The organism is Microcoleus sp. bin38.metabat.b11b12b14.051, from assembly GCF_013299165.1.
Classification (GTDB): domain Bacteria; phylum Cyanobacteriota; class Cyanobacteriia; order Cyanobacteriales; family Microcoleaceae; genus Microcoleus.
This window is the reverse complement of the sequence record NZ_JAAFKD010000001.1, coordinates 41760-53572: the sequence shown is the minus strand read 5'-3', so window position 1 is coordinate 53572 and position 11813 is coordinate 41760. Positions and strand designations below refer to the sequence as shown.

At 47.0% G+C, this 11813-nt stretch carries 8 protein-coding genes; 6 read left to right on the top strand and 2 right to left on the bottom strand.

Annotation, left to right across the window (positions count from 1 at the left end):
* Positions 1 to 170: 170 nt before the first annotated feature.
* The 4 genes from QZW47_RS00215 to QZW47_RS00200 all read left to right on the top strand — a co-directional run bounded on the left by QZW47_RS00215 (position 171) and on the right by QZW47_RS00200 (position 3687).
* Complete coding sequence (locus tag QZW47_RS00215) at positions 171 to 1409, top strand: HhoA/HhoB/HtrA family serine endopeptidase (RefSeq protein ID WP_293121913.1); 1239 nt, start codon at positions 171 to 173, stop codon at positions 1407 to 1409.
* Between the two features lie 320 nt (positions 1410 to 1729).
* The gene (gene def / locus QZW47_RS00210; protein ID WP_293121911.1) at positions 1730 to 2263 is read left to right on the top strand and encodes a peptide deformylase; all 534 of its coding nucleotides are present in this window, start codon (positions 1730 to 1732) and stop codon (positions 2261 to 2263) included.
* A gap of 55 nt (positions 2264 to 2318) precedes the next feature.
* Positions 2319 to 2888: a TerD family protein gene (locus QZW47_RS00205; RefSeq protein ID WP_293121908.1), complete on the top strand. Its 570-nt coding sequence runs from the start codon at positions 2319 to 2321 to the stop codon at positions 2886 to 2888.
* A 199-nt stretch (positions 2889 to 3087) separates the two neighbouring features.
* Positions 3088 to 3687, top strand: a complete 600-nt coding sequence (locus QZW47_RS00200; RefSeq protein ID WP_293121905.1) for a TerD family protein — start codon at positions 3088 to 3090, stop codon at positions 3685 to 3687.
* Positions 3688 to 3973: 286 nt separating this feature from the next.
* Here QZW47_RS00200 and lysS read toward each other — a convergent pair whose 3' ends face one another.
* Together lysS and QZW47_RS00190 are read right to left on the bottom strand one after the other, a co-directional pair.
* Complete coding sequence (lysS, locus tag QZW47_RS00195; protein WP_293121902.1) at positions 3974 to 5527, bottom strand: lysine--tRNA ligase; 1554 nt, start codon at positions 5525 to 5527, stop codon at positions 3974 to 3976.
* Positions 5528 to 6259: 732 nt separating this feature from the next.
* Positions 6260 to 6394 (bottom strand): hypothetical protein, encoded by a 135-nt coding sequence (locus QZW47_RS00190; protein ID WP_293121899.1) that lies wholly within the window; start codon positions 6392 to 6394, stop codon positions 6260 to 6262.
* A gap of 31 nt (positions 6395 to 6425) precedes the next feature.
* Between QZW47_RS00190 and tkt the strand changes: the two genes are divergently transcribed.
* Together tkt and QZW47_RS00180 are read left to right on the top strand one after the other, a co-directional pair.
* Positions 6426 to 8441, top strand: a complete 2016-nt coding sequence (tkt, locus tag QZW47_RS00185; RefSeq protein WP_293121896.1) for a transketolase — start codon at positions 6426 to 6428, stop codon at positions 8439 to 8441.
* 635 nt (positions 8442 to 9076) lie between these two features.
* Positions 9077 to 11770: a PAS domain S-box protein gene (locus QZW47_RS00180; RefSeq protein WP_293121893.1), complete on the top strand. Its 2694-nt coding sequence runs from the start codon at positions 9077 to 9079 to the stop codon at positions 11768 to 11770.
* Positions 11771 to 11813 lie beyond the last annotated feature (43 nt).

The window sequence follows — 11813 nt, the reverse complement described above, 5'->3', positions numbered from 1 at the left end:
CAAATTAGCCAAAATTGGCGATCACAAATCCAAAATGAGAAGCTGAATGCTAAAGTTTATAGGAGTCTGCCGATCGCGCAAAATTTTTGTCGGACGCAGGCGATAGAGCAGGTATCGGGGAACCGCTAGGCAAATATTTAAATTTGGCAGGAAAGCCTTAAAACGTCGCGATGAAGAGTTCTACTGGCAAATTTTGGAAGCAACCGGCAATTTACATATTGCTGCTGGTAACGGGAGCCGGAGCAGCAATGTTGGGCGATCGGCTATCGGTTTCTCAATTACGTACAAATTCTGGCGATTCGGCACAAAAGGCGCTGCAACCGAAATTGCAATTGCCTGCTAATACTAAGCCTCAAGCTAGCAAAGTTTTGCCGCAAGTTCCCTTGTCGGGCGATGCCGCTAACGTGAATTTTATTGTGACTGCGGTGGCAAAAGTTGGCCCGGCGGTGGTGCGGATCGATGCTTCGCGTCGGGTGAAACCGGGAAATAAAGGGCTGTCGCCGGAAGATTTTTTTGGCGGACAACCGAATTCTGGTAGGGGCGGGATCGAACGGGGTACGGGTTCGGGTTTTGTGATTGGCGCCGACGGCGTAATTCTCACTAACGCTCACGTTGTGGAAGGTGCGGATACGGTAAATGTCACTCTCAAGGATGGCCGCAGCTATCAGGGGCGAGTTTTGGGGGCGGATAAGGTGACGGATGTGGCTGTGGTGAAGATTGAGGCGAATGATCTGCCTGTGGTGCCGATCGGCAATTCTGATAAACTGCTATCTGGGGAATGGGCGATCGCGATCGGCAATCCTTTGGGCTTGGACAATTCCGTAACTGCGGGGATAATTAGCGCTACAGGGCGATCGAGTACCGATGTGGGCGTACCCGACAAGCGGATCGGTTTTATTCAAACAGACGCTGCAATCAATCCGGGGAATTCCGGCGGCCCGCTGCTGAATGCTTCGGGGGAAGTTATCGGGATGAATACGGCGATTATTCAAGGCGCGCAAGGATTGGGGTTTGCGATTCCGATTCAGGCCGCGCAAGAGGTGGCGAAGGAACTGATTTCGACGGGGAAAGTCGAACACGCTTATCTTGGCATTGAAATGGCGACGCTGACTGCGGAGGTGAAGCAGCAAATTAACAGCAATGCTAACAGCAATCTGCGAGTTGCAGTCGATCGGGGTGTGGCAATTGTGAGCGTTGTTCCTAATTCTCCCGCAGCCGCAGCAGGTTTGCGCGCTGGAGATGTGATTCAAAAGGTTAACAATCAGCCGATTATTCAGTCGGAAGCTGTTCAGGAGTTTGTGCAGAATGCGAAAGTTGGCGGCACTTTGCAAATGGAGATTAACCGCAATGGGCAAATAGTTAATTTGATTGTTAAACCGGGGAGTTTGCCTGTTCAACAAGTTCGGTAAGTTGGGTAACGGATGTAACGGATGAAAGAGGCAGTTCGGCAGCGGATTTTGTAACGGATGTAGCGGATGTAAGAGGCAGTTCGGCAGCGGATTTTGTAGCGGATGTAGCGGATGTAGCGGATGTAAGAGGGCGGTTCGGCAGCGGATTTTGTAGCGGATGTAGCGGATGTAAGAGGGCGGTTCGGCAACGGATTTTGTAGCGGATGTAGCGGATGTAAGAGAGCGGTTCGGCAGCGGATTTTGTAGCGGATGTAGCGGATTCAAATGACCAATGACTAATGACAAATGACCAATGACCAATGACTAATGACTAATGACAAATGACTAAAATATTGCAAATTTCTCAATTAGGAAATCCCGTATTGCGCCAACCGTCGCAAGTTGTGGAGAATGTGAAGGCCGATCGCATTCAACAGCTCATCGACAACCTGATATCTACCGTCCAACACGCGCACGGAGTGGGGATTGCGGCGCCTCAAGCGGCGATGTGCGATCGGCTGTTCATCGTCGCATCTCGCCCCAACCTGCGCTATCCCCAAGCACCGCACATGGAACCGACAGCGATGATTAATCCCCGGATTGTCGCTGCATCCACAGAAACAGTCAAAGACTGGGAAGGCTGTTTGAGCATTCCGGGGATTCGGGGATTGGTGCCGAGAAGTAGGGCGATCGAGATAGAGTACACTTGTAGAGACGGCAAACTTCACCGACAAGAATTGACAGATTTTGTGGCTCGGATTGTTCAACACGAATACGATCATTTAGATGGCATTGTCTTTTTAGACAGGGTGGAAAGTACCAAAGAACTCATGACAGAGGATGAGTATCAGCAGCAATTTGTCAAGCTCCTATGATAATTGATATAATTGCGATCGGTAACTAAGAGTGATGTTGCGAACAGGAGAGCAAATGTCAATCAATTTAGAGAAAGGCGGAAGAATCAATCTTTCTAAAGAAGCACCGGGAATGAAAAATGCCGGGATTGGTTTGGGATGGGATACCAACGATACAGACACAGGCGGGGCATTTGACTTAGATGCTTCCGTGTTTATGTTGGGGACAAATACGAAAATTCCCAGCGAAAAATACTTTGTTTTCTACAATAACAAAGAGTCGCCGGACGGTTCTGTAAAACATCTGGGAGACAGCAGAACCGGAGAAGGAGTTGGCGATGATGAAACCGTTACAGTCGATTTAACTAAAGTCGATCCGGCGGTAGAAGAGATTGTGTTTGTGGTGACAATCCACGAAGCAGAATCGAGAAGGCAAAACTTCGGTTCAGTGCGGAATGCTTTTATCAGGATTTACGACACTACTACTAACACAGAAGTAACTAAGTACGATTTGGATGAGGATTTTTCTCGGGAGACGGCGGTGGAGTTTGGCAGACTTTACAAGAAAGATGGCGAGTGGAGGTTCCAAGCTGTGGGACAAGGTTACAATTCCGGCTTGCAAAGCTTTGTAGATAAGTATGCCTGATCGAAGGAAATAGATAATACGGCGGTTGAAACTGCGTCTACAAACACAAAGTCCATGCCAAGCGGGCTGAAGAAAGTCAGGTAATTTTAACCGCCCACTCGCAAACCCGCGTCGGCGGGTTTTGTCTTTATAAACCTGGTTTCAACCGCCGTCTGATCCCAAGCATATTGCACGATAAACCTTACAAAATCACAAAATTATGGCTATCAACTTGACCAAAGGACAATCGATCGTACTCAGCAAAAGCGAATTCGACTTATCCCGATTGACAGTAGCTTTGGGCTGGGATGTAGCGAAAGCTAAAACAAATCTTTTCGGTAGAAGCAGCGGTGCAAATTTTGACTTAGATTCCTACGCTTTGCTGCTGGGAGAAAATGGCAAATTGAAAAATTATAAAGAGGATGTAATTTATTACTCTCATTTAGAATCAAAGGACAAAACTGTGATTCACTCCGGCGACAACCTGACGGGAGCAGGCGAAGGAGACGACGAACAAATATTTGTCAAACTCAGCTCTTTGCCAGCAGAATATCACAAAATTATTTTGGGCGTCAATATTTACGATGCGCCAGCGAGAAAACAGCATTTTGGCATGGTAGAAAATGCTTATGTGAGGGCTGTAGATGCAGCCGGGAAAGAAATAGCGCGCTATCGCTTGTCAAGCGATCCTTCCTATGAAGGAAAAGTAAATATGTTGATGGGAGAAGTTTATCGAGAAAGCGGCGAGTGGAAGTTCAAGGCCTTGGGAAACCCTTTGGCTGAAGATTTGAACGGTGTTGTCAGTTCGTTTATGCGCTAAAAATGTAGGTGTGGATTAGAACTCTTGCAAAAGTCAATTTATATCGTATCCAGTCGATTGACTGTAATAAGTAAGGTTCGTAGTGTGGACTTTAGTCCGCAGTATGTTGCGGACTAAAGTCCACACTACGAACGAAATTGTGGAACGGGCCCCAGAGCAGTCCTGGTTATTTTTGCAAGAGGCGTGCATTGCCCACCTCGCTGCATATTGTTCGCGCTCAGGAATGCAAGTCCTTATTTATTTAAGGAAACTATGACGACTGAAGTCCGAACTATCGAACTGATTGCTAATCTTTGACCGGCCGCATAGTCGGGAACATCACCGCATCTCGGATGCTTTGAGTATTAGTTAAAAGCATCACCAATCTGTCTACACCGATGCCCATTCCCGCACAGTTCGGCATTCCCAAAGATAGGGCTTGGATGAAATCTTCATCCATAGGATGGGCTTCGTCATCGCCTGCATTTTTCTGAGCTAGCTGTTCTTCAAACCGCTTTCTTTGCTCCTTCGGATCGTTCAATTCCGAGAAACCATTCGAGTATTCTGTACCGTTGATAAATAACTCGAAACGTTCAACAAATCCCGGTTTGCTGCGGTGTCCTTTGGCTAGGGGACTGACTTCGACGGGATAGTCGATGATGAATGTCGGTTGAATTAGTTTGGGAACAACTAATTTATCAAAAACTGCGTACAGTACGTAGCCTAAACTCTGTTGTTCTAACTTCGACAGGTGCAGTTCTAGCTTGCTTGCGGATGCGATCGCACTTTCCAAGTCCAAATTGTCAAAATCCAGCCCAAACTCGTCTCTGACAGCTTCCACCATCGTTTTAACTTGCCAGTGTTTGCCGCTGAAACCGGGATATTTGTCGCTGTAGTCGAACTTGCGCTCTAAACTGATGGTTTCTCCCTGATTTTCAATTTCCAGGACATCCCCGAAAACAGCCGCCGCGGCAAAACACATCACATCTTCGACAACTCCTAAAATGTCGAACACATCTGCATAGGCTTGGTAAACTTCTAAAGAGGTAAACTCGGGATTGTGAGTGCTGTCAATACCCTCATTTCTAAAGGCTTTTCCAAGTTCAAATACTCGCTCAAATCCACCGCAAATTGCTCTTTTTAAGAACAATTCGGGTGCAACTCGCAAATACAAATCTACTTCCAAAGCATTATGATGAGTAATAAATGGCTTAGCAGCAGCTCCACCGTAAATAGCTTGGAGTGTAGGCGTTTCTATTTCGTAGAAATCGGATTTCCAGAGATAGGAACGGATGCTTTGGACAATGCGGCTCCGCAACATAAAACGGTTGAGCGCATCTTGATTGCTAGCTAAATCTACTTCGCGGTGGCGACGGCAAACTTCGGGGTCGTTAATGCCGTAATGAGCATCGGGAAATTGGATCGTAGCTTTTGATAATAGTGTTAATTCCCGCACTAAAATAGAAAGTTCTCCCCGTGGTGTGCGGCAGCCGATGCCTTCGACGCCGACAAAATCGCCGATATCAAGCAATTTTTTAATTTGTTCAAAGCTCAAACCGACTGCACCGGTGACGATTGCTTTCTCGATTTTGAGTTGAATTTTGTCTGTGGCGTCTTTTAAATCGATGAAACCAATTTTGCCGCTGTCTCGCTTGGAAATAATCCGGCCTGCTAATCGCAGGGAAATTTCTTCGGGATCGCTTTCTCCATTGGCGAGTTCTTTTCCCGGCTGACTAAATATTTCGCGAACTTGTTGGGCTGTGTGCGATCGCGCGTAGGATTGGCTAGGATACGGTTCTATGCCTTGCGATCGCAGTTCGTCTACTTTTTGACTGCGGACTTCGGCTTCACTCAGAGTCATAAAAAAAATTCGGTAAGTGGGAAACAAGCGTGGCTTGAGCCTCGGAGAGGGAAACGACACGGGTGGTTTTAACCACCGTGAATCTTTCCATTACCGCCTTGGGATTGTTTGACTTTTGTGTACTTTTGTAATGTACTTTCAATGGGACAATTACCATTTCAAGCTTCACAATCCTGTACGCATAATGGTTGCCTTTGTTGGGCTCCCTTGCGGGGTAATGTTCGCTTCGCCAATGTTATAAGGGCTTGTGAGGCTAGGAGCACTGTCTCAGTGACTTTAAGACTGTTTAACTACTAGCGATAGAGCGGAAAACTAGCGTCGCATTCTCCGGTATCGTGACCCGAATAACGTAGACCTCGACAGTCTTAGGCTGGTCAGCACAGCTTGCTCGATTTCTCTTGCAAGCTCAGTCGCTTTAGGGCTGAGTTACTGACAACCGCGCAACACAGATGAATTTTTCAAACAATCAAGATACACTTGCGATCGTCCACCCTGCCTTGACTGTTGACTAAAATCTGCTACAGCAACCGCCACATCTGGCGCGGACTTAAACAATCTCACGAATAAAAACTAAACCCCTTATATATCAACGACTACCAACTGTCCACTGTCAACTGTCCACTGTCAACTGCCAACTGTCAACTGTCAACTGTCAACTGTCAACTGTCAACTGTCAACTGTCAACTGTCAACTGTCCACTGCCAACTGCCAACTGCCAAAGCGACCGAAACCTTAAAAAATTAAGTTGTCTGTCGATCGCAAGTGGTGAGATGATATGTAGTGCAGCCTCACGGCAGTTCCACAATACAACAGCAGAGACGCGGGCGATCGAACTCGACTCATCGCACCTCTGCCAGAATCGACCACACACTCTCTCTTACATATAAAAACCAGAATTATGGCTGTTGCAACTCAATCACTCGAAGAACTCTGCATCAACTCTATCCGCTTTCTCGCCATCGATGCGGTAGAAAAAGCAAAATCAGGACACCCGGGACTGCCGATGGGCGCTGCTCCTATGGCCTTCGTGCTGTGGGATCGGTTTATGCGGTTCAACCCCAAAAACCCTAAGTGGTTCAATCGCGATCGCTTCGTCCTCTCCGCCGGCCACGGCTGTATGCTACAGTACGCCCTCATGCACTTGACCGGCTACGATAGCGTCACCCTCGACGACATCAAGCAATTTCGTCAGTGGGAATCCAAAACCCCCGGACACCCAGAAAACTTCATCACCGAAGGCATAGAAGTTACCACCGGCCCCCTCGGACAAGGGATTGCTAACGCCGTCGGTTTGGCAATGGCAGAAGCTCACCTCGCTGCCAAATTTAACAAGCCCGACCACACCATTGTTGACCACTACACCTATGTCATCATGGGTGACGGCTGCCACATGGAAGGCATTTCCGGCGAAGCTGCTTCCTTGGCCGGACACCTCGGACTCGGCAAATTAATCGCCCTGTACGATGACAATCACATTTCTATTGAAGGCGACACCAGCTTGGCCTTTACTGAAGATGTCGGCAAGCGTTTTGAAGCTTATAACTGGCACGTTATTACAGTAGACAATACCGCTCTAGACGATGATACTAACCTAGAAGCAGTTCACAAAGCTATTGAAGAAGCCAAAAAAGTCACGGACAAACCGTCCATGATTAAAGTCCGCACCATCATTGGTTTTGGTTCTCCTAACAAGCGCAATTCCTACAGCTCTCACGGTGCTGCTTTGGGTACCGATGAAGTCAAAGCAACTCGCGATTTCTTGAAGTGGGAACACGCACCCTTTGAAATTCCTAGTGATGCTTTGGCACACTTCCGCAAAGCAGTAGAACGTGGCGCTGCGGCTGAGCAAGAATGGGAAACAGCTTTTGCAGCTTATAAAGCAGCATATCCTGCTGAAGCAGCAGAATACGATCGCGCAGTAGCAGGCAAACTTCCCGAAGGTTGGGATAAAGTTTTGCCAACATACAAGCCGGAAGATAAGGCAGATTCCAGCCGGAATCATTCTGGCAAATGTTTGAATGCTTTGGCTGCTGTTCTACCTGAATTAATCGGTGGTTCTGCTGACTTGGCATCTTCTAACATGACTTTGCTCAAGGGTGAAAAAGATTTCCAAAAAGGTCAATACGAAGGACGCAACCTCCGGTTTGGCGTGCGGGAACATGGCATGGGCGCGATCGCCAATGGTATGGTATTGCACGGCGGTTTAATTCCTTACTGTGCAACTTTCTTAGTCTTTGCCGACTATATGCGCGGTGCAATTCGCCTCTCCGCACTCTCCGAAGCCGGAGTCATCTATGTCATGACTCACGACTCCGTAGCCTTAGGCGAAGACGGCCCCACTCACCAACCAGTCGAAACCATCGCTTCCCTGCGCGTAATCCCCGATTTGTTGGTAATGCGCCCAGCCGATGGTAACGAAACATCCGGCGCTTACAAAGTCGCAATTGAAAGCCGCAAACGCCCGACTTTAATGGCTTTGTCCCGTCAAAACTTGCCAAATTTGGCCGGAAGCTCGATCGAAGGAACAGCCAAAGGCGCTTACATTTTGTCCGACGACGGCGGCACACCAGACATCATTTTAATCGGCACCGGTGGCGAAACATACCTCTGCGTTGATGCCGCTGAAAAATTGCGCGCCGCAGGCAATAAAGTCCGCGTCGTTTCAATGCCTTGCTGGGAATTGTTCGACTTGCAAGATGCCGCTTACCGCGAATCTGTACTCCCCAAAGCTGTTACCAAGCGGTTGGCTGTGGAAGCCGCTGTTAGCTTCGGCTGGGGACGTTACTTAGGTTCCGAAGGTGACAGCATCAGCATCGACAGATTCGGCGCTTCTGCACCAGGCCCGGTTGCTTTAGAAAAGTTTGGCTACACCGTTGATAATGTCGTAGCTAAAGCTCAGGCGCTGTTGGGTTAATCAATAGCAGCAGCATAATTTTTGGCGGGGCGGGCTTCGGGCTCGCCCCTTTTTTTATAGGAAAAGAAAGTAGGCGCGAATTCCATTCGCCGGGTCTTCTGTATATTTCTGCAACCCGCGGAGGCGGGTTTCGTTTGTGTAGACGCGAATTCCATTCGCCGGGAATCTCAACCACGGGCGAATCTTCAACCCGCACAGGCGTGTTGCGCTTGCGTAGATGCGAATTCCATTCGCCCGGTCTTCTGTAGATCTCTTGCAAAAGTCTTTTTGCTCAATTTTTGGAACGGGCCGAAGAGCCCGTTCCTAGCTATTTTTGCAAGAGGTCTTGTATATTTCTGCAACCCGCGGAGGCGGGTTTCGTTTATGTGGCGTGCGAATTACATTCGCCCGGTATTCTGTATATTTCAGAAATTTGAGATAAGTTATAAGTTATTGGGTTAAATTCCCCGAATCCCAATTCCCAATTACCAATTACCAATTACCAATTACCAATTCCCAATTCCCAATTCCCAATTCCCATTCCCCATTCCCATTTCTATATGATTTGGAATTTGTTAAATAACCTGTTATTCACTGGGTATATCCCGCACGGCCACTGTTACCTTTGGCAGCGAGAACTGGTGGCGCTCCACATAGTGTCAGACTCGATAATTGCCCTCGCATACTATTCAATACCGCTATCACTAATTTATTTTATCAGTCAGCGAAAAGACTTGCCATTTCGCAACATTTTTTGGCTGTTTGCAGCTTTTATTATCTCCTCCGGCACTACTCATGTCATGGAAGTTTGGACGCTTTGGCATCCGGTTTATTGGGTTTCTGGCTGTCTTAAAATAATTACCGCCGCGATTTCTGCTTACACGGCTTTTGCATTAATTCCTTTAGTTCCCCAAGCATTAACTATCCTGAGTCCAACTCAATTAGGGATGATCGATCGCATATTGCAACAAGAAATCATCGAACGCCGAGAAACAGAAGCTCGCTATCAAACTTTAACTGAAGCTTCGCCGGTGGGAATATTTTATGCAGACGCTGTAGGAGACTGCTTGTATGTCAACGAGCGCTGGTGTCAAATTTCGGGAATGGCTAGCGACGAAGCTGTGGGTCAAGGGTGGTTCCAAGGCATTCATCGAGACGACCGCCAGCGGGTTTTTGCCCAATGGTACAGCGCTGTTGATGAGAAATTGCCGTTTAAATCAGAGTACCGCTTTCAAGGCATCGATCGCACTCAAATATCTTGGGTATTCGCTCAAGCTGTCGGTCAAATCGGAGAAAATGGGGAGGTGAAAAGTTATGTTGGTACTATTACTGATATTACAGAACGCAAGCAGGTAGAAGAGGAAAATCGACTGCTCAATGAAACTCTGGAGCGTCGAGTTGCCGATCGCACCGCTCAAATCGAAATTTATAACTATAAATTGCAAAAAGAAATAGCATCGCGAGAAAAAATTGCGATCACTTTGCTGGAGTTGACGCAACTGCAAAATGCAATTCTTAATAGCGCTAACTACACAATTATTTCTACAGAACCCGACGGTAAAATTAAAACATTCAATCGGGCAGCACAGCAACTTTTAGGCTATTCCCCTGAAGAAGTGGTAGGAAAAGTCACGCCACAAATCATTCACGATCCTGTGGAGGTCGGTAAGAGAGCACAAATTCTTTCTCAACAATTGGAAGTAAAAATAGATCCAGGATTTGAGGTTTTTGTTGCCTTGCCGTGCCGGGGAATAGCTGATGAAAATGAATGGACTTACATTCGCAAAGATGGTTCACGATTTCCGGTAATGCTGTCTGTGACTGCGTTATTTGACAACAGCGGAAATATTAACGGTTTTTTGGGGATTGCTCAGGATATTAGCGATCGCAAACAAGCTGAAAAAGAGCTGTGCGACCTCACCAATGCCCTGCAAAACGCGGTAGAAGGTATTTCGCGACTGGATATTGACGGACGCTACATCAATGCTAACCGAGCTTACGCTCATACCTGCGGTTACGAACCAGAAGAAATGGTGGGCATGGAGTGGCCGCTCACCGTACATCCGGATGATGTTGAAATGCTGATAGCTGCTTATCAAGAAATGCTGATTTCTGGCAAAGTAGAAGTAGAAGCTAGAGGTGTGCGGAAAAATGGCTCGTTTTTTTACAAGCACATAATGATGGTAAAAGCTTGCGACACCCAAGGAATATTTAACGGCCACCACTGTTTTATGAAAGATATAACCGAGCGCAAACTAACTGAAACAGCTTTGATGGAAAGCGAATTTAAGTACAAGCAAATAGTCGAATTAGCAGAAGAAGGTATTTGGGTAATTGATAGTAGAGCTCTCACGACTTACGTGAACCATGCCATGGCGCGAATGCTTGGCTATGATGAATTAGAAATGTTCGGGCGACCGCTTTTAGATTTTACGGACTCTGAGGAAAAACAGCAATATCAGGATGGTGTAGATCGGCGCTGGACTCTGGCCCAACAACAGGAATTTAAACTAAAAAGCAAGGATGGAAAGGATGTTTGGACTTATATTTCTACCAGTCCAGTATTGGACGCTCGGGGAAATATGGTTTCTTGTTGCGCCTTAGTTTACAATATTACAGGCCGCAAAGAAGCAGAGGAGCAAATGCTGCAACTTACAGAAGATTTGAAGCGTTCAAATGAGGAATTAGAACAATTTGCCTATGTGGCTTCCCACGATTTGCAAGAACCGCTGCGAGCCGTTACCAGTTATACTCAATTGCTGGCACAGCGCTATCAGGCAAATTTGGACGATCGCGCCGATAAATATATTAATTATATTGTCGATGGCGCTACCAGAATGCAGCAGTTAATTAACGATTTGTTGGCCTATTCGCGCCTGGGAACCCGAGGTAAAGAATTTGAGCAGGCGCAGTGCAAGGCTGCGATCAAGCAAACTCTATGCAATTTACAAATTGCGATCGCCGAAACCAAAGCTGTCATTACCTACGACGAGATGCCTACAGTGATGGCTGATGAATCTCAACTGGTGCAATTATTTCAAAATCTGCTCGCCAACGGCATTAAATTTTGCCGCCAAGATATCCCGTTGATACATATCACTGCGGGCCGGCAAGAGAGCGAATGGCTCTTTAGCGTCAGCGATAACGGCATTGGAATCGATCCGGAGTATGCCGATCGCATTTTTATCATTTTTCAACGCCTGCACTCCCGTCGCGAATATTCCGGTACTGGTATAGGTTTGGCGATGTGCAAGCGCATTGTGGAACGCCACGGCGGCCGCATCTGGGTAGAATCTCAGGAAGGAAAAGGAGCGACTTTTTACTTTACTATTCCTATAATTAGTACCTAAAGCCTCGAAGTTAATTTTTTCCTGTAATCAAAAGGATACCGCT

Excerpts from the sequence above, each read along its gene's own strand:
- QZW47_RS00215 (WP_293121913.1), top strand. The coding sequence starts at position 171 with ATGAAGAGTTCTACTGGCAAATTTTGGAAGCAACCGGCAATTTACATA.
- def (WP_293121911.1), top strand. The coding sequence starts at position 1,730 with ATGACTAAAATATTGCAAATTTCTCAATTAGGAAATCCCGTATTGCGC.
- QZW47_RS00205 (WP_293121908.1), top strand. The coding sequence starts at position 2,319 with ATGTCAATCAATTTAGAGAAAGGCGGAAGAATCAATCTTTCTAAAGAA.
- QZW47_RS00200 (WP_293121905.1), top strand. The coding sequence starts at position 3,088 with ATGGCTATCAACTTGACCAAAGGACAATCGATCGTACTCAGCAAAAGC.
- lysS (WP_293121902.1), bottom strand. The coding sequence starts at position 5,527 with ATGACTCTGAGTGAAGCCGAAGTCCGCAGTCAAAAAGTAGACGAACTG.
- tkt (WP_293121896.1), top strand. The coding sequence starts at position 6,426 with ATGGCTGTTGCAACTCAATCACTCGAAGAACTCTGCATCAACTCTATC.